The following is a 17,007-nucleotide window of genomic DNA, read 5'->3' as shown; positions in this document are numbered from 1 at the left end:
GAGTTTTCGGAGAATCTTTAGCGCCGGGCCAGAGCAGGCTTAGAAGCCCCCGCTGACAATCGGTCATGAGGATCGCGCGCTCGATCGCTGTCGCGGTGGTGGCCTGCGGCACCCTGCTGGGGATGTACGCCGTGCCGCGGGTGCTCGATCGCCCGCTGTCGAGCATCGGCGCCGTCGTCGGCTACGCAACCGTCCGCGACCATCCCGCCGTGCTGGCCGCCTACGGTCGCATCGGCGGTGCGGGCTCGGCGCCGATCGGCGGCGGCGACCGCTGGCAGGAACGGTTGGCCGCGGTGTCGCTGCAGACGGGTGAGCTGCTCTGGGACATCCAGTTGCACGGCAAGAGCGGGTGGTACCGCGCCGTACTCGCCGTCGCCGATGGCCTCGCCTACATCGCCACCGACTATGGGCTGTCGATCGTGGCCGTCGAAGGCGGACGGATCGTCGCGCAGAACGACCAGATCCCCGGCCTCGGCAACGACTACGCCCGGGCCTATGCCGCCTATCACGTTGACCCGCAGACGCGAGCCGTCGTCGCGCTCACCCAGACGGGTGACATCGTCCAAATCCCGCTCGGCACAGCGGAAGCCGAACCCGCACCCGACGAGGTCGCCGCGGCCTGGCGGGGCACACTGATCGCCGACTCGGCGCCGAGGCGCGACGCGACCTTCGAGATGATCGACGTCGACCCGGCCGCGGCGCCGAAGCGCATGGCGCTGCCCGACGGCGGTGCGGTCCGGTTGTCCCGGCAGACGGGCGTCTTGATTCGCGAATGGCCCGACGGACGTAGCGACCTCATCACCCGCATCGACGATCTGGGCGACCCCGAACTCGTCTACGAGATCGTGCGCACCCCCGCGGCGCTGGCCACCGCCGAACAACTCGCCGAGGGCACCGGCATGTTCACGAAGCATCATTCGGCGGCGAGGCCACTGGGTACCGTGAGCGGCGTCGTGCTCGTGCGCGGCGACGACCCGAACGATGCTGGGCGAGAGTCGCTCCGGCTGATCGACGTCGGGTCAGGGGAGACTGTGGCGGTGGTGGCCGACCTCGACGACTGCAAACGGGCCACGGCCACGCCCGACGGAGACATCCTCATCATCGCCACGCCCGCCTTCGACGCCTCCAGCGACAACCGCCTGATCGTGCTGCGCCCCGACGGCCGGAGCGTTTCGACCGACATCGGGCTGACCGACTTCTGGGGCCGTGCCAGAGCCGACACGAGGAGCGCCGATGCCCGCTGACCTTGTCATCCGCGGAACCGTCCTGACTGTCGACGAGAATCGGCCGACCGCCGAGGCGATCGCGGTCACCGACGGCCGCATCGTCGCGGTCGGCACCCGCAGCGAGATCGACGGCTGGGTGGGCACGGGCACCGAGATCCACGACGTCGACGGCTGCGTGATGCCGGGCTTCGTCGAGGCGCACGGCCACCCGTTGATGGAAGCCATCGTGCTGTCCGAGCGGATGGTCGACATCCGGCCGGTCACGCTGCCCGCCGCCGATGACGTGGTCGCCGCGATCCGGTCGGAGGTCGCCAAGCGTGCTTCGGACGGGGCCTACCTCAACGGCTGGGATCCGTTGCTACAAGCCGGTTTACCGGATCCGACGCTGACGTGGCTCGACGGCGTCGCCCCCGACGACCCGCTGGTGATCGTGCACAACTCTGGACACAAGGCCTACTTCAACAGCGCGGCCGCGCGGCGCTTCGGGCTCACCCGCGACACCCCCGACCCCAAGGGCGCACGCTACGGCCGCGACGCTCATGGCGACCTCGACGGCACCGCCGAGGAGACCGCCGCGGTGTTCAGCCTGTTGGCCGGGGTGATCGACCCGACCGACTACCCGGCGATGCTGCACGCCGAACTGCAGCGGCTCAACGCGGCCGGGCTGACCACGTGTTCGGAGATGGCGTTCGACCCGGTGTTCCGCCCGGTGATCGAGGGGCTGCGCGGCGATCTCAGCGTGCGGCTGCGGCTCTACGAAATCTCCAACGCCCAGATGTCCACCGACGCGACACCGGGCAACGGTGACGATCTACTGCGCCAGGTCGGGATCAAGATATGGGTCGACGGCTCACCGTGGATCGGCAACATCGACTTGTCGTTTCCGTACCTCGACACCGACGCCACCCGCAACATCGGCGTCGCGCCCGGTTCGTGCGGATGCGCCAACTACACCCGCGAGCAGCTCACCGAGATCGTGCACGCCTACTTTCCGAAGGGCTGGGCGATGGCCTGTCACGTGCAGGGCGACTCCGGCGTGGACACGATCCTCGACGTCTACGACGAGGCGTTGCGGCTCTGGCCCCGCGACAACCACCGGCTGCGCCTCGAACACGTCGGCGCCATCCGCGACGATCAGCTACAACGCGCGCACGGCCTCGGCGTCGTGTGCAGCATCTTCGTCGACCAGATCCACTACTGGGGCGACATCATCGTCGACGGCTTGTTCGGCGCCGAACACGGAAGCCGTTGGATGCCTTGCGGATCCGCGGTCGCCACCGGTATGCGGATCTCGCTGCACAACGATCCGCCAGTGACCCCGGAGGAACCGCTGCGCAACATCAGCGTCGCGGTCACGCGCACGGCGCCGAGCGGACGCGTGATCGGACCCGAACAGCGCATCTCCGTCGAACAGGCGATCAGGGCACAGACGTTGGACGCCGCCTACCAGTTGTTCGCCGACGACGTGGTCGGCTCACTGGAAGTGGGTAAGTACGCCGACCTGGTGGTGCTCTCGGCCGACCCGCGCGCCGTCGCGCCCGAGCAGATCGCGGGCCTCGAGGTCCGCGCGACCTTCCTCGCGGGACGCCAGGTTTACCCGAAAGCGGTCTGAGCCGACGGCGGTCATGGCACCCTTCATGGCATGTCTGACCTGCATGACCCGCGATTTCTCGACGAACGGCTCGCGCACTGGGCCAAGGCCAAGCCCGACGCCGAGGCGATGACCTATTTGGACCGCACCTGGACGTGGGCGGAGTGGAACGACCGGGTCCGCCGGCTGGCCGGCGCGCTTCAACAAGCCGGCGTCAAACGCGGTGACGTGGTGGCGTTCCTGGACAAGAACCACCCCGCCTGCGTCGAGCTGACCGTGGCCGCGGCGTCGCTGGGCGCGGCGAACGCGATCATCAACTTCCGCTTGGCCGCCGACGAACTCGACTACGTGCTCAACGACTCGGGCGCCAAGCTGCTGATCGTGGGCACCGAGCTGAAGCCGACGATCGACAAGATCCGCGACAAGCTCACCAACGTCGAAAAGATCATCGAGGTCACCCCGGAGGGCGGCGACGGCGACGAATACGAGGCGTTGCTCGCCGACGCGACGCCGGTCGGGCGCGCCGACGACGTCCAGCCCGACGACGTCGCGATCATCATGTACTCGTCGGGCACGACGGGACGCCCGAAGGGCGTGCAGATCACCCAGGCCAACCTGATCGCGCACACCATCAACGCGCACAACGGCTGGGGTTTCGACGAGGGCGACAAGAGCATGGTGTCGATGCCGCTGTTCCACGTCGGTGGATCGTCGTACGTGCAGTTCGGCATTCACGACGGTGTGCCCAGCGTGATGACGCGCGAGGTCGACGGTGCGGCGCTGGCCGGCGCAATCCTCAAGGGCGCCAACCGAACCTTCCTCGTACCCGCCGTGCTGGCCAAGGTGCTGGAGTCCGGCGATGATGCGGTCAAGTTGTTCGGGGCCCTCAAGACGTATGTCTACGGCGCGTCGCCGATGCCGCTACCGCTGCTGAGGGCGGCGTTGGAAGCCTGGCCCAACACCGATTTCATCCAGGTGTACGGGTTGACCGAGGTGTGCGGGGTGATCAGCCAGCTGCTGCCCGACGACCACCGCTCCGGCACCGAGGAGCGGCTCGTCAGCGCGGGCCGTGTGATCCCCGGTGCCGAGGTCCGGGTCGTCGACCCCGACACGCTACAAGACGTACCCGCCGGCCAGCAGGGCGAGTTATGGTTCCGCACACCGCAACTGATGAAGGGCTACCACAACAAGCCCGAGGCGACGGCCGAGGCGATCACCGACGACGGATGGTTCCGCACCGGAGACATCGGCCGTATCGACGAGGAGGGCTACATCTTCGTCGAGGACCGGCTCAAGGACATGATCATCTCCGGCGGCGAGAACATCTACTCGATTGAGGTCGAGCGCGTCATCGCCGAACACCCCGCGGTGACCGACGTCGCGGTGATCGGCGTCCCCGACGACAAGTGGGGCGAGGTGGTCAAGGCCGTTGTGTCGGTCGAGGATTCGGTGACGCCGGAGGAGATCATCACCTGGTGCCGGGAGCGGCTCGCAGCCTACAAGTGCCCGAAGACGGTCGACATCACCGACGAGTTGCCCCGCAACCCGACCGGCAAGATTCTCAAAAAAGAACTGCGCAAACCGTACTGGGAGAACCGCGACCGCGCGACGGTCTAGTCGGCCGGCCGCACCGGGATCGCGATCTCGTTGCGGCGGCGGAACGGCAGCGTCCAGGGCGGGTCGTAGAACCAGGACTGCGCATTCCCGATGGCCTCGATTCCGTTGGCGCGCAGGGTATCCGAGAGCTCTCGTGTGCGTTCGGCAACGGCGCGCGGGCTGCGGTCGCCGGTGAAGCGCAGCACCGCGACGGTCTCACCGGGTACCTCGATCAGCCGCACCTTGTCGTCATCCGGCGTGGGCAGCGTGTCCAGCATCCACTTCGACGGCATGTAGAAGCGGATCGTCGAGTTGCCGTCCTCGTGGGCCTGTGCGACCGGCGCCGTCATCGCGATCTTCTCGCGGGACTGCTGGCTGACCGGGGCGGTCATCGCGATCGTCTCGTCGCGGTGGTTACCGCCGAAGATGTATCCGGCGAGCCGGCGGAAGCCGATGTTCCTGGCGCGGTCCTCGTCGGCGTCGACGGTGGTCTCGGCCGCGATGCGGGGGCCGTAACGGCGGATTTCCACCCGATCGGACAGCTTCGTCGTCAGGTGGTGCGGTTCCTCGGTGCCCACCCGGATGCCGACGAGCGAGAACACCGACTCCGCGACCTGGCGCGGGAGATCCAGTAGCTTCATCGGCGTCGGTTCAGGAACCAGATGTGCGACGACAGCACGGTCGCGAACGCACACCACAGCGGATACAACGCCAGCGGCGCCGCTTGGGCCCCCCGCACCTGTACGGCACGGCGCGTGAGGTCGGCGCTGCTGACGGCGAGCGCACCCGCCGCCACGGCCGACGTGGCGAGCTTGCCCTGGTTGAAGAACAACCACGACCAGCCGCCGTTGAGCACGAGGTTCACCCCGAGCGCGGCGATGTAGCGGCGACGCTCGCGGGTCTGGCCGCGGCGCTCGAGCTCGTCGAGGGTCGCCGCCGACGTTGCGGCGATGTCGGCGTACAGGATCGGCCAGACGATCGGAAACGCCTGCGCCGGTGGCTGATACGGAGGCTTGCGCAGTTTCGCATACCAGAAGGACTGCGAGTCCTTGCTGGCCAACCCGCCGACGACAGCCGTCGCCGTCACCGCCAGCGCGGTCGGGGCCAAGGTCTTCACTTGCACGATGTGCTCCTAGGACGAATCACAATTAGTTAAGCAACTGAAAGGTAGCCGGGAAACGTGATCGGTAAACCTCCCGATCCCGAACCGGCAGGATGGTCCGCATGCGGCAGCTCGACGACGTCCTCGATCGGATGCATGTGGTCGCGCTTCCGATGCGGGTCCGGTTCCGTGGCATCACGGTCCGCGAGGTGGCGCTGATCGACGGTCCGGCCGGCTGGGGTGAGTTCGGGGCGTTCCTCGAATACGAGCCGCCCGAGGCGGCGCATTGGCTGGCGTCCGCCCTCGAGTCGGCCTACGAGCCGGCCCCAAAGGTGCGCCGCGATCGGATCCCGATCAACGCGACCGTGCCGGCCGTGGAGGCCGTGCGGGTGCCAGAGGTGCTGGCCCGCTTCCCGGGCGCGCGCACGGCGAAGGTCAAGGTCGCCGAGCCGGGCCAGTCCCTGGCCGACGACGTGGCGCGCGTCAACGCCGTGCGCGCGGTGGTGCCGACGGTGCGGGTCGACGCCAACGCCGGCTGGAGTGTCGACGAAGCGGTCGCCGCGGCGACGGCGCTGACCGCGGACGGACCATTGGAGTACATGGAGCAGCCGTGCGCCACGGTTGCGGAACTGGCCGAGCTGCGACGCCGGGTCGATGTTCCGATCGCCGCCGACGAGAGCATCCGCAAGGCCGAAGACCCCCTGCGCGTGGTACGTGAGAAGGCCGCGGACGTCGCGGTGCTCAAGGTCGCGCCGCTGGGTGGGGTGCGGTCGCTGCTGGCAATCGCCGAGCAGATCGACATCCCCGTCGTCGTGTCCAGCGCGCTCGATTCCGCCGTCGGGATCGGCCGCGGTCTGCTGGCCGCCGGGGCGCTTCCGCAGCTCCGCCATGCGTGCGGCCTGGGTACGGGCGGGTTGTTCGTCGACGACGTGGCCGAACCGGTGCCCGCAGAGGACGGATATCTGACGATCGGTCCGGTGGTGCCCGACCCGGCGCGCCTTGCGGCACTGGCCGCGACGCCCGACCGGCGGCGATGGTGGGTCGACCGCGTGCGCAGGTGCCTTCCATTGACACGTTGACACAAACCACCACCTCGCCCCGCTCGTGTGGTGAGCTGACGCCGTGAAACAGCGGCACTTGCGGCTCGGCGTCATGGACCCGCTCGTCCCGACGGTCAGCGCCCCGGAGGCGCTGACCCGGCTCGACTATCTCGGCGCCGCCGCGGCCCGCGTCGACTCCTTCTGGGTTCCCGACCATCTCAATTCGCTGCTGCCGCGCGCGCTGTGGACTCCGGAGCACTGTGGCGCAAGCCGATTGGCTCCCCGCATCGACGCCGTCTTCGAACCGTGGACGATGCTCGGGCGCATCTCCGCGCGCAATCGGCTCGCCGGGCTCGCGCTCGGTGTCGGGGTGACCGATACGTCGCGGCGCCATCCGGCGGTCACCGCGCAAGCGGCGGCCACGCTCAACTTGCTCACCCGCGGCCGGATGATTCTCGGCATCGGCGCGGGGGAGCGTGAGGCCAACGAGCCGTACGGCATCGACTTCTCGGCACCCGTCGCACGCTTCGAGGAGGCGCTGGCCACCATTCGCACGTTGTGGGACTCCAAAGGTGCTCTGGTGAACCGTGATTCGCCGTGCTTTCCGCTCCGCAACGCGGTCTTCGACCTCCCGTCCTACCGGGGCCGGTGGCCGGACGTCTGGGTGGCCGCACACGGTCCGCGGATGCTGCGGGTCGCGGGGCGGTACGGGGACGGCTGGTTTCCCGCCTTCACCCAGCGGCCGGCCGACTATGCGCGACGACTGGACGCCGTGCGCGCAGCGGCGTCGGACGCGGGCCGCGACCCGCTCGCCGTCACGCCCGCGCTCTGGATGCCGGTGATCACCGGGCGCACACGCGACGACGTCGACGAGGCGATGGCGTCACCTCTGGTGAAGTCGTTCGCGCTGAACGCCTCCGACGACTTCTACCGCTGTCACGGCACCGAGCACCCGCTGGGCGCGGGTTTCGCCGGCGCGCTGGACAACCTGCCGTTCACGCTGACCCGAGACGCGGCCCTCGCTGCGGTCGAGCGCGTTCCGGACTCGGTGGTGCGCGACGTGTTCCTGTGCGGCACACCGGACGAGATCGTCGACAGGGCCGCGGACTGGCGCGACCACGGGGTGCGCTACCTCGTCGTGGCCAACCAGAGCCCGAGTCAACGCCGAATCGGCAAGTCCCTGGCGTCCTCGCTCGTGTTCCAGCGGCTGCTGGGCCGCCTCAAGCGGCTCTGAGCCCCCATGTCCTGATCTGTGGGATACATGGCGTAGACGCCACGGCGCTGGTGGCCAACACTGGTTTCATGCGATCGGTGGTGATTCTCGGTTTCGGCGGTGTCCAGGCTCTCGACCTGGTCGGACCGTTCGAGGTGTTCACGGGTGCGTCCCGATATGTGCAGGAGCACGGGCGCGAGGGATACGACGCCAGGGTGGTGACCCTCGACGGTGAACCCGCGACCACCGGCACCGGCCTCGCGCTCGTCGCCGAAGCCCTGCCGGATCCGCGGCAACCGATCGACACGCTGGTGCTGCCCGGCGGGGTCGGTGTGCACGAAGCCCGCGCCAACCTCGACGTGGTGAACTGGATCCAGACGGTCGCGCCGAACACCCGGCGGATCGTCAGTGTGTGCACCGGCGCCTTCCTCGCCGCCGAGGCCGGCCTGCTCGACGGCTGCACCGCCACCACGCACTGGGCCTACACCGAGCGGCTCGCCCGCGAATTTCCCACGGTGACAGTCGATCCCGAACCCATATTCGTGCGCAGCAACGAGCGCACCTGGACCGCGGCCGGTGTCACCGCGGGTATCGACCTCGCGCTGTCGCTGGTCGAGGACGACCACGGCACCGACGTTGCCCAGACCGTCGCCCGCTGGTTGGTCATGTATCTGCGCAGGCCGGGAGGCCAGACGCAGTTCGCCGCGCCGGTGTGGATGCCGCGCGCCAAGAGGGCGCCGATTCGCGAGGTGCAGGAGGCGATCGAGACCGAACCCGGTGGGGCGCACAGCATCACGGAGCTGGCACGCCGCGCCGCGATGAGCCCGCGGCACTTCACGCGGCTGTTCACCGAAGAGGTCGGTGAGGCGCCGGGCGCCTACGTCGAACGGATCCGCACCGAGGCCGCCCGCCGCCAGCTCGAAGAGACCGACGACACCGTCACCGTGATCGCCGCGCGATGCGGGTTCGGCAGCGCCGAATCGCTGCGACGCAACTTCGTTCGCCGCCTAGGCATCTCGCCCGATCAGTACCGCAAGACCTTCGCCTGACAAGGAGACAACCCATGACCCAGATCGCGATCATGTTGTACCCCGGGTACACCGCGCTCGACTTCATCGGCCCCTACGACGTGCTGCGCAACCTGCCCGACGCCGAGGTGCGCTTCGTCTGGCACGAACCGGGACCGATCGAGGCGGACTCCGGCGTGCTGCTCGTCGGCGCCACGCACTCGTTCGACGAGACGCCGTCGCCCGACATCATCCTGATCCCCGGCGGGCTGTCGAGCTTCCAGCACGCACGCGACGAGCGGGTGCTCGACTGGGTGCGCAAGGCGCACGAGACATCGTCCTGGACCACGTCGGTGTGTTCGGGGTCGGTCATCCTGGCCGCGGCCGGCCTGCTCGACGGGCGCCGTGCGACGTCACACTGGATGGCACTGCCGATGCTCAAGCCCTTCGGCGTCGAGACCGTCTCGGATCAGCGGGTGGTCCACGAAGGCAAGATCGTCACCGCAGCCGGGGTGTCGGCCGGTATCGACCTGGGCCTGTGGCTGTTCGGGCAGATTGCGGGCGAGGCCAAGGCCAAGGCGGTGCAACTCGTCATCGAATACGACCCGCAACCGCCCTACGACTCCGGGCACATGTCGAAGGCGTCGGCCGCGACCAAGGCGACCGCGTCGACCTTGTTGAGCCGCGACACCGTCAAGCAGGGGCAGCTTGCGCCGACGGTGGCGCTTTTGTGGACCGCCGCGCTTCAACGGGTGCGCAAGAAGGCCGTCTCGGCGCGCTGACACCCGGCGTATCTGAGATACCGTCGCGAGCATGGGGATACCCGAAGTCCGACCCGATCCGCCGACACCGCTCGTCCGCGCAGGCGCCCGTCTCATGGGCACAGCGCCCGCCCGATGGTTCCTGGGCCGCATCGGCTGGCGGATCGACCGCGCCGTGATCAAGCTGACCAACGGCCACGTGTCGATGTCACTGGTGCTCCCTGAGGTGCTGTTGACGCACACCGGCGCAAAGTCGGGCCAGCAGCGCAGCACACCGCTGACCTATTTCACCGACGCCGGACGCGTGATCGTCATCGCCTCCAACTACGGCGGCGACCGGCATCCGGCGTGGTTCCACAACGTGAAAGCCAATCCGCGGGTGACGCTGTCCGCGCGCGGTTACCGGGGCACGTTCGTCGGCGAGGAGGTCACCGGGGCCGAGCGCGACCGGCTGTTCGGGCTGGCCAAGCAGTTCGTGCCGAACTACGCCGACTACGAGAAGCGCGCCGGAAAGCGGCGCATCCCGGTCGTCGCATTCACCGAAGCGGAGGCGTAGTCCTCAGCCGTCGGCGTGTGAGCGCTCGGTCAGCTCCTCGAGGGCCGCAGTGAAGGCGCGGGCACCTTGCATCAGCGCCGCGATGTCGGCCTCGGTCATGCGCTGGGTGACCGCGCCGAACGCCTCGACGCGCAGCCCGATCAGCTCGTCGAGTACCGCGCGTCCCGCGTCGGTCAACTCGAGCAGCGTGGCGCGGCGGTTGGTGGGAGCGACGCGGCGAGTGATGTAACCGGCGTCGGCGAGGCGGTCGCTGAGCCTGCTCGCGGTGGACGGCAGGAGTCCCAGTTCGTCACCCAGTTCGGTGACCAGGCTCGGGCCCAGCCGATCCAGTGCCTGCAGCGCACGCAGCGGCGCGAGGCCGATCCGCTGCTCCATCTGTTCGAGCGCGGATACGTTCAGCGCGAGGAGCCCGCGGGTGGCGCGCTCGAGCTCCGATAAGTTGGCCTCGGCGGGTCTGTTGGTCGACGGCATCGCTTCCTTCCGTCCCGCAACGGTATTCGACCGCGCGCCGTCGTGCGTCATCTTCATCTTCGTGGCTTGAGCTCCGGCAGCTCGTACTCCGGCAGCGTGATGTCGTCACGCAGGGTCCGGCTCATCACCAGGTTTCCGACCGGCGGGAAGTCGAAAGTGCGTATCGCCAAGTTGCGCAACCAGATACCGAGCTTGGTGCGGGTCGCGAAGAAGGAGACGAACCGCTGCGCGCCATCCTGCTTGGCCTCGATGAAGCCGCGCAGCCGATTCTCGTACGCCTTGAACGCGGCGCCGATGTCGTCACCCGCCCGGGTCAGCTCACCGGCGAGGACGTATGCCTCGGCGATGGCCAGTCCAGTGCCCTCGCCCGCCAGTAACGAGACACACGCCGCCGCGTCGCCGATCAGTGCGACGCGTCCTGCCGACCAGCTGTCCATGCGAATCTGGCTGACCACGTCGAGATAGATGTCGTCGACGCCGTCGAGGGCTTCGAGAATCCGCGCCGACTCCCAACCGGCGTCAGCGAACTCCCTGCGCAGCAGCGCTTTACAGGAATCGAGGTCTGCGGGCAGGGTGGGCGTCGGCGAGCGGAAGATGAACAGCACCAGGGTGCGGTCGCCGCGCAGCGTGAACCTGCCGATCTGACGGTCGGGCACGTTGTGCGTCACGTACACGAGGTCGTCGGTTGGGTGGTAACCGTCGAGCACACACGCCGCGACCTGGCAGCCGAGATAGTGCTCGTAGCGTGCTTCGGGGCCGAAGGCCAGCGCCCGGACATTGGAGTGCAACCCGTCCGCGCCGATCACCATGTCGAATTGCCGCGGCGGGCCGTGCTCGAACTCGACCGTGACGCCATCGGGTCGGTTGTCCAGAGCGGTGATGCTTTCGGAGTAGACGGTCTCGATGTCGTGCTCGACGGTCCGGTAGATCGCGGCAGCCAGGTCGCCACGAGCCAGGCTGACATAGCGGTCGCCGACCGCGCGGCGCAGCGGATCGACCCGCAGCCGCGCCGACGCCCGGCCCTCGTCGTCGACGATGCGTAGTTCGCGCACGCGGTAGCCGGCCGTGAGGAGGTCATCCTCGATGCCCATCTTCTGGGTGATGGCGTAGCCGAGGCCCCAGAAGTCGATCAGATAGCCGCCGGTGCGAAAGGTCGGCGCCTTCTCGATCAGGGTGATGTCGTGCCCCGCGCGCATCATCCAGTGGGCGAAGGCGGGTCCGGCGACACCAGCGCCGCTGATGGCGATCTTCATTTCGCATTCCTCCTCGGAATCGTCGAGGGTGGGTGGTAATTGATGCTACGCGCATATCATGCGAAATGCACGATCATCCCACGGCCCTCCCACGGCCCCCGGGCCGCGCCCCGCGGAGGGAACTTGAGTACCGTCATGCGAGTGAATCTGGCCTACGACGATCGCGGAAGCGGCCCATCGGTCCTGTTCATCGCCGGTCATGGCGGTGCGGGCAGAACCTGGCATCTGCATCAGGTGCCCGCGTTCCAGCGCGCCGGATACCGCTGTATCACGTTTGACAATCGCGGGGTTGGCGCGACCGAAAACGCCTCGGGCTTCACCACCGAGACGATGGTGGCTGACACGGCGGCGCTGATCGAGAAGCTTGACGCCGCGCCGGTGCGCATCGTGGGGGTTTCGATGGGGTCGTTCATCGCGCAGGAGCTGATGGTGGCGAGGCCCGATCTGGTGGAGCGGGCGGTGTTGATGGCCACCCGCGGCCGCGAGGACAGAACCCGCGAATTCTTCCGCAGCGCCGAGCGCGACTTCGTCGACTCTCGAGTCGAGCTACCCCCGATGTACGACGCGAAAATCCGTCTGCTGGAGAATTTTTCGCCCAAGACGCTTAACGATGATACGAAGGTCCGCGACTGGATCGATATGTTTGTCATGTGGCCCACCAAGGCCACACCGGGCGGGCGTGCGCAGATCGAGGTGCGGCCGCAGGGCAACCGGCTGCCCGCTTACCGAAGTATTACGGCGCCGACGTTGGTCATCGGGTTCGCCGACGACCTGGTGCTCCCGCCGCACCTGAGCCGGGAGGTCGCCGACGCCATCCCGAATGGCCGCTACCTGGAGATTCCCGACGCCGGTCACCTCGGCTTCCTCGAGCATCCGGAGGAGGTCAACAAAGCGGCGCTCGATTTCCTCGCCGATAGGCTGTAGTGGTGAACCCCTCGACCGCGCAGGCCCGCGTGGTCGTCGACGAACTGATTCGCGGCGGCGTACGGGATGTTGTGTTGTGCCCGGGCTCGCGCAACGCCCCGCTGGCCTTCGCGCTGCAGGACGCCGACCGCGCCGGCCGGTTGCGACTGCACGTCCGAATCGACGAGCGCACCGCGGGCTTTCTGGCCATCGGGCTGGCGATCGCCGAACGCGCCCCGGTCTGCATCGCGATGACGTCGGGGACCGCGGTGGCCAACCTCGGACCGGCCGTCGTCGAGGCGAACTACGCGCGGGTCCCGCTGGTCGTGCTGAGCGCGAACCGGCCTTATGAACTGCTGGGCACCGGCGCTAACCAGACGTTCGAACAGCTGGGGTATTTCGGCACGCAGGTGCGGGCGTCGATCAGCCTGGGCCTGGCCGAGGAGTCGCCGGAACACCTCGATTCGCTCAACGCGCAGTGGCGTTCGGCGGTGTGCCGAATCCTGGTGGCCGCCAGAGGTTCTCGATCCGCGAATGCGGGCCCGGTGCAGTTCGACATTCCGCTGCGGGAGCCGCTTGTGCCCGATGCGGACGAGTCGGTGACCTACGTTCCGGAGGGCAGGGCGGGCGGCAAGCCGTGGACGTACACCCCGCCGGTTACCTTCGATCAGCCGCTCGACATCGACCTGACGCCGGACACCGTCGTGATCGCCGGGCACGGTGCGGGCGAGCACCCGAACCTGGCCGCGCTGCCGACTGTCTCCGAGCCGACGGCACCGCCCGCCGACAACCCGCTGCACCCGTTCGCGCTACGGCTGGTGCGGCCCAAGCAGGTCATCATGCTCGGTCGTCCGACGCTGCACCGGCCGGTTTCGGCGCTGCTGGCCGACCCGTCGGTGCCGGTCTACGCGCTGACCACGGGACCCCGCTGGCCCGACGTGTCGGGGAACTCCCAGGCCACCGGCACCCGCGCCGTCACCACGGGCGCTCCCGACTCCGCCTGGCTGGACCGGTGTGCCGAGGTGCACCGGCACGCGATCGAGGCGGTCCGCTCTCAGCTGCGGGCGCATCCGCTCAAAACCGGTCTGCACGTGGCCGCCGCGGTGGCCGACGCCGTCCGGCCCGGCGACCAGCTGGTGTTGGGGGCGTCGAACCCGGTGCGCGACGCCGCGCTCGTCGGCCTGGACACCCACGGGCTGAAGGTGCGTTCGAACCGGGGCGTGGCGGGTATCGACGGGACGGTGTCGACGGCGATCGGCGCCGCGCTCGCGCACGACGGCCGGACGATCGCGCTGCTGGGTGACCTGACGTTCGTCCACGACAGTTCGGGGTTGTTGATCGGTCCGACGGAACCGGCGCCGCGCAACCTGACGATCGTGGTGTCCAACGACAACGGCGGCGGCATCTTCGAACTGCTCGAACAGGGCGATCCGCGCTTCTCCGACGTGTCGTCGCGGATCTTCGGCACGCCGCACGACGTGGACGTCGGCGCGTTGTGCCGGGCGTATCACGTGGAGAGCCGACAGCTGGAAGCCGACGATTTGGTCGAGGCGCTCAACGAACCGCACGACGGGATGCGGGTGTTGGAGGTGAAGGCCGACCGCTCGTCGCTGCGAGCGCTGCACGCATCGATCAAGGCTGCCCTGTGAGCGGAGCGAACGATTCAGCTCCTGTGAGCGGAGCGAACGATTCAGCTCCTGTGAGCGGAGCGGACAAGCTTGCTCCGTTGAGGGCCGCCGTCGTGGACCGCCTCGCCACCTCCACCCGATGGGCGCGCCGGTTCCTGCCCCGGCTCACCGCCGACCCGAACGAGTCGCGCCGACAGCGGGTGTTCCGCCGGATCCGGGTGGGCATCGTGATCGTCGCGTGCCTGGTGACGCTCCAGTCGGTGCTGATGGTGTTGGGCGCGTGGCGCAATGACCGCCAGATCTCGCGGCACATGGGGGTGGCCGCCGCCGAGGTGCTCGACGCCGGACCGCGCCGGTCGACGATCGAGTTCGTCACTCCGGACCGCGTGACCTATCGCCCCGAGCTCGGAGTGCTCTATCCGTCGGAGCTCGAGACGGGGATGAACATCTACGTCGAATACGACAAGAACGACCCGGATCTCGTTCGCGTGCAACACCGCAACGCGGCCTTGGCGATCATCCCGGCGAGTTCCATCGCGGTGGTGGGCTGGCTGATCGCGAGCGCCGCGCTGGCCGGGGTGACGCTCATCGAGCGCCGACGACCGCAGCGCACGACCGCTGATCCGGAGCCGGCCGCCGAAGTCACGACTGGATGAGCTTGTCGAGCCAGTCGTTGTCGTAGATGTCGAGCTTCTCGCTGGAGACCAGGTCGTAGACCGTCGGTGTACCCGCGGCCCCGGGATCGACGTCGAACAGGAACCCGAAGTTGTTCTCGTCCATCTCCGGAACGTTGACCGCCGACCCGCCGCTCCCGATCCGCTTGATGGCCTTGTCGGGCATGCCCGCTGCGCGCGCCATGTCGGCCATCTCGTCGTCGCTCGGTCCGGGCCCGCCCGGATCCTGGTGGGCCCAAAGCTCTTCGACGAACCGCTGGAACTGCGTGCCCGTCGCGCCGCTACCGGTCGCGAGGAACAGCGCGTTGCTCACCCGTGCCGAGTACCCATGGCTCACTTCGTCGAGGAAGATCAACGGCCGGTAGGTGACGTTGAGTTGACCGACGCCGATGTAGTAGGCGAGCTGATCGCCGAAATCGGCTTGCAGGTCGGCGCAGTGGCTGCACTGCGGTTCGGTGAAGATCTCGATGCGGGCCGGGGCGTCGTCGAAACCGGCGACCACGCCGTAACCGTCTTCGCTGACCTTCAGCGGAGGTTGCGCCGGGTCACGCTGCGCGGTACCAGCGACGTGGCTGGTGCAGCCGACGGCGGCGAGCGCCATGATGAACGCCACGGCCGCTAGTGCCCGGGAGATTCGCATGTCAACCGCCCTTTCTCTGGTCCGCACGATACTCGACGGAAACGCTTCGCAGCGCCCGTTGGCGCACCAGCTTTTCGTGTGCCATACGCCCGCGTGCAACCTTCGCGACAGGTCGCGCTGAGACGATTCGGGCGTGCGCGTGGCAATCGTCGCAGAATCGTTCCTCCCGAATGTCAATGGCGTCACCAATTCGGTGCTGCGGGTGATCGAACACCTGCGTCGCACCGGACATGAAACCCTCGTCATCGCTCCCGACAACCCGCGAGGGCAGGCGCCTGCGGACCGTGTGCATGACGGCGTCCGCGTGCACCGTGTGCCGTCACGGATGTTCCCGAAAGTCACGTCGCTACCGCTCGGCGTGCCGCGGCCCCGGATCGTCGGTGTGCTACGGGGATTCGGCCCCGACGTCGTGCATCTGGCGTCACCGGCGCTGCTCGGCTACGGGGGCCTGCACGCCGCACGCCGGCTCCGCGTGCCCACCGTGGCCGTATTCCAGACCGACGTAGCCGGATTCGCAGAGAGCTACGGCGTCGGCTTCACCGCCCGCGCCGCATGGGCGTGGACGCGGCACCTGCACAGCCGCGCCGACCGGACCCTCGCGCCGTCCACCGCCGCGATGGAAGACCTGACGACGCACGGCTTTCCGCGGGTGCACAAGTGGGGGCGGGGTGTCGACATCACGGGGTTCGCACCCTCGGCGCGCGATGAGGCCCTGCGGCGTCGGTGGTCGCCCCTCGGCAGGCCGATTGTCGGGTTTGTCGGGCGGCTGGCTCCGGAGAAGCATGTAGAGCGTCTGGCAGTGCTCGCACGCCGGGACGATTTGCAGCTGGTCGTCGTCGGCGATGGCGTCGATCGGCCGAAGCTCGAAAAGCTCTTGCCTTCAGCGGTTTTCACCGGTGCGCTGTACGACGCCGAGCTGGCCGCAGCGTACGCCAGCATGGACGTGTTCGTGCATCCCGGTGAACATGAGACCTTCTGTCAGGCGGTTCAGGAGGCGATGGCGTCCGGGTTGCCGGTCGTCGCCCCGAACGCCGGCGGACCGCGAGACCTCGTCGCTCCTTACCGCACCGGGCTGCTGCTCGAGGTCGACGAGTTCGAGGCCCGCCTGGCCGATTCCGTCGATCATCTGATCGCCGAGCGGCAACGCTATTCGATCGCCGCGCGCCGCAGCGTGCTGACCCGGACGTGGCCGTCGATCTGCGACGAACTCCTGGCGCACTACGAAGCCGTCATCGGCCAACGGCACCGCCGCGTCGCATAACCGCACCCCTTGCGGCGGGCCCCCCTTCCCGGCGAGCAGACGCGAAACTGCCGCAATTCCGCCGAAAAGAGGCAGGTTTACGTCT

Annotated in this window: 17 protein-coding genes; 12 read left to right on the top strand and 5 right to left on the bottom strand. The window is 68.4% G+C overall.

The window, feature by feature from the left end:
* Positions 1-65: 65 nt before the first annotated feature.
* The 3 genes from A5752_RS14045 to A5752_RS27510 are packed head-to-tail and all read left to right on the top strand — an operon-like array spanning position 66 to position 4,434.
* A complete protein-coding gene (locus A5752_RS14045; protein WP_067086322.1) occupies positions 66-1,244 on the top strand; it encodes a PA2928 family protein in 1,179 nt (392 codons plus the stop codon).
* Entirely contained in the window at positions 1,234-2,838 is a 1,605-nt protein-coding gene (locus A5752_RS27515) for an amidohydrolase (RefSeq protein WP_067086320.1), read from the top strand. The genes A5752_RS14045 and A5752_RS27515 overlap by 11 nt, the downstream gene beginning before the upstream one ends.
* Positions 2,839-2,868: 30 nt before the next feature.
* On the top strand, positions 2,869-4,434 hold the full coding sequence (locus tag A5752_RS27510) for a long-chain-fatty-acid--CoA ligase (RefSeq protein WP_067086317.1): 1,566 nt from the start codon (positions 2,869-2,871) through the stop codon (positions 4,432-4,434).
* On the opposite strand, the gene A5752_RS14030 is transcribed toward A5752_RS27510, so the two are convergent.
* Together A5752_RS14030 and A5752_RS14025 are read right to left on the bottom strand one after the other, a co-directional pair.
* Positions 4,431-5,054 (bottom strand): SOUL family heme-binding protein, encoded by a 624-nt coding sequence (locus tag A5752_RS14030; protein ID WP_067086315.1) that lies wholly within the window; start codon positions 5,052-5,054, stop codon positions 4,431-4,433. The genes A5752_RS27510 and A5752_RS14030 overlap by 4 nt on opposite strands.
* The gene (locus A5752_RS14025; protein ID WP_067086308.1) at positions 5,051-5,536 is read right to left on the bottom strand and encodes a TspO/MBR family protein; all 486 of its coding nucleotides are present in this window, start codon (positions 5,534-5,536) and stop codon (positions 5,051-5,053) included. Before A5752_RS14025 ends, A5752_RS14030 begins: the two co-directional genes overlap by 4 nt.
* Before the next feature lie 101 nt (positions 5,537-5,637).
* Here A5752_RS14025 and A5752_RS14020 point away from each other — a divergent pair, with 101 nt between their 5' ends.
* The 5 genes from A5752_RS14020 to A5752_RS14000 all read left to right on the top strand — a co-directional run bounded on the left by A5752_RS14020 (position 5,638) and on the right by A5752_RS14000 (position 10,092).
* Entirely contained in the window at positions 5,638-6,594 is a 957-nt protein-coding gene (locus A5752_RS14020; protein ID WP_502686730.1) for an o-succinylbenzoate synthase, read from the top strand.
* 73 nt (positions 6,595-6,667) lie between these two features.
* The gene (locus tag A5752_RS14015; RefSeq protein ID WP_067086434.1) at positions 6,668-7,789 is read left to right on the top strand and encodes an LLM class flavin-dependent oxidoreductase; all 1,122 of its coding nucleotides are present in this window, start codon (positions 6,668-6,670) and stop codon (positions 7,787-7,789) included.
* 68 nt (positions 7,790-7,857) lie between these two features.
* On the top strand, positions 7,858-8,817 hold the full coding sequence (locus A5752_RS14010; protein ID WP_067086431.1) for a GlxA family transcriptional regulator: 960 nt from the start codon (positions 7,858-7,860) through the stop codon (positions 8,815-8,817).
* A 14-nt stretch (positions 8,818-8,831) separates the two neighbouring features.
* On the top strand, positions 8,832-9,557 hold the full coding sequence (locus A5752_RS14005; RefSeq protein WP_067086303.1) for a DJ-1/PfpI family protein: 726 nt from the start codon (positions 8,832-8,834) through the stop codon (positions 9,555-9,557).
* 31 nt (positions 9,558-9,588) lie between these two features.
* Positions 9,589-10,092: a nitroreductase family deazaflavin-dependent oxidoreductase gene (locus A5752_RS14000; RefSeq protein WP_067086296.1), complete on the top strand. Its 504-nt coding sequence runs from the start codon at positions 9,589-9,591 to the stop codon at positions 10,090-10,092.
* A 3-nt stretch (positions 10,093-10,095) separates the two neighbouring features.
* Here A5752_RS14000 and A5752_RS13995 read toward each other — a convergent pair whose 3' ends face one another.
* Positions 10,096-10,614, bottom strand: a complete 519-nt coding sequence (locus tag A5752_RS13995) for a MarR family winged helix-turn-helix transcriptional regulator (RefSeq protein ID WP_231983407.1) — start codon at positions 10,612-10,614, stop codon at positions 10,096-10,098.
* Between the two features lie 2 nt (positions 10,615-10,616).
* A complete protein-coding gene (locus tag A5752_RS13990) occupies positions 10,617-11,816 on the bottom strand; it encodes an FAD-binding domain (RefSeq protein WP_067086293.1) in 1,200 nt (399 codons plus the stop codon).
* 141 nt (positions 11,817-11,957) lie between these two features.
* Here A5752_RS13990 and A5752_RS13985 point away from each other — a divergent pair, with 141 nt between their 5' ends.
* The 3 genes from A5752_RS13985 to A5752_RS13975 all read left to right on the top strand — a co-directional run bounded on the left by A5752_RS13985 (position 11,958) and on the right by A5752_RS13975 (position 15,003).
* A complete protein-coding gene (locus A5752_RS13985) occupies positions 11,958-12,740 on the top strand; it encodes an alpha/beta fold hydrolase (protein ID WP_067086291.1) in 783 nt (260 codons plus the stop codon).
* A gap of 2 nt (positions 12,741-12,742) precedes the next feature.
* Complete coding sequence (gene menD, locus A5752_RS13980) at positions 12,743-14,368, top strand: 2-succinyl-5-enolpyruvyl-6-hydroxy-3-cyclohexene-1-carboxylic-acid synthase (protein ID WP_067086425.1); 1,626 nt, start codon at positions 12,743-12,745, stop codon at positions 14,366-14,368.
* A 134-nt stretch (positions 14,369-14,502) separates the two neighbouring features.
* Positions 14,503-15,003, top strand: coding sequence for a DUF3592 domain-containing protein (locus A5752_RS13975; RefSeq protein WP_502686731.1), 501 nt, complete (start codon positions 14,503-14,505; stop codon positions 15,001-15,003).
* Here the strand turns inward: A5752_RS13975 and A5752_RS13970 are convergent.
* Entirely contained in the window at positions 14,990-15,661 is a 672-nt protein-coding gene (locus A5752_RS13970; protein WP_067086290.1) for a DsbA family protein, read from the bottom strand. The two genes, A5752_RS13975 and A5752_RS13970, sit on opposite strands and share 14 nt — an antisense overlap.
* A 133-nt stretch (positions 15,662-15,794) precedes the next feature.
* Between A5752_RS13970 and A5752_RS13965 the strand changes: the two genes are divergently transcribed.
* Positions 15,795-16,922 carry a glycosyltransferase family 4 protein gene (locus A5752_RS13965; RefSeq protein ID WP_067086288.1) on the top strand — a complete coding sequence of 376 codons (1,128 nt, stop codon included), beginning with the start codon at positions 15,795-15,797 and terminating at the stop codon, positions 16,920-16,922.
* Positions 16,923-17,007: the final 85 nt, after the last annotated feature.

The sequence above is a fragment of the Mycobacterium sp. 852002-51961_SCH5331710 genome, assembly GCF_001665535.1.
GTDB lineage: Bacteria > Actinomycetota > Actinomycetes > Mycobacteriales > Mycobacteriaceae > Mycobacterium.
Note: the sequence above shows the minus strand (reverse complement) of the source record. Positions and strands in the feature narration are given on the sequence as shown.

Bases quoted from the DNA above. Each gene is read 5' to 3' on its own strand.
- A5752_RS13990 (WP_067086293.1), bottom strand. From the start codon at position 11,816: ATGAAGATCGCCATCAGCGGCGCTGGTGTCGCCGGACCCGCCTTCGCC.
- A5752_RS14005 (WP_067086303.1), top strand. From the start codon at position 8,832: ATGACCCAGATCGCGATCATGTTGTACCCCGGGTACACCGCGCTCGAC.
- A5752_RS14045 (WP_067086322.1), top strand. From the start codon at position 66: ATGAGGATCGCGCGCTCGATCGCTGTCGCGGTGGTGGCCTGCGGCACC.
- A5752_RS27515 (WP_067086320.1), top strand. From the start codon at position 1,234: ATGCCCGCTGACCTTGTCATCCGCGGAACCGTCCTGACTGTCGACGAG.
- A5752_RS27510 (WP_067086317.1), top strand. From the start codon at position 2,869: ATGTCTGACCTGCATGACCCGCGATTTCTCGACGAACGGCTCGCGCAC.
- A5752_RS14010 (WP_067086431.1), top strand. From the start codon at position 7,858: ATGCGATCGGTGGTGATTCTCGGTTTCGGCGGTGTCCAGGCTCTCGAC.
- A5752_RS13995 (WP_231983407.1), bottom strand. From the start codon at position 10,614: ATGACGCACGACGGCGCGCGGTCGAATACCGTTGCGGGACGGAAGGAA.
- A5752_RS14000 (WP_067086296.1), top strand. From the start codon at position 9,589: ATGGGGATACCCGAAGTCCGACCCGATCCGCCGACACCGCTCGTCCGC.
- A5752_RS13970 (WP_067086290.1), bottom strand. From the start codon at position 15,661: ATGCGAATCTCCCGGGCACTAGCGGCCGTGGCGTTCATCATGGCGCTC.
- A5752_RS14030 (WP_067086315.1), bottom strand. From the start codon at position 5,054: ATGAAGCTACTGGATCTCCCGCGCCAGGTCGCGGAGTCGGTGTTCTCG.
- A5752_RS14015 (WP_067086434.1), top strand. From the start codon at position 6,668: ATGGACCCGCTCGTCCCGACGGTCAGCGCCCCGGAGGCGCTGACCCGG.
- A5752_RS14020 (WP_502686730.1), top strand. From the start codon at position 5,638: ATGCGGCAGCTCGACGACGTCCTCGATCGGATGCATGTGGTCGCGCTT.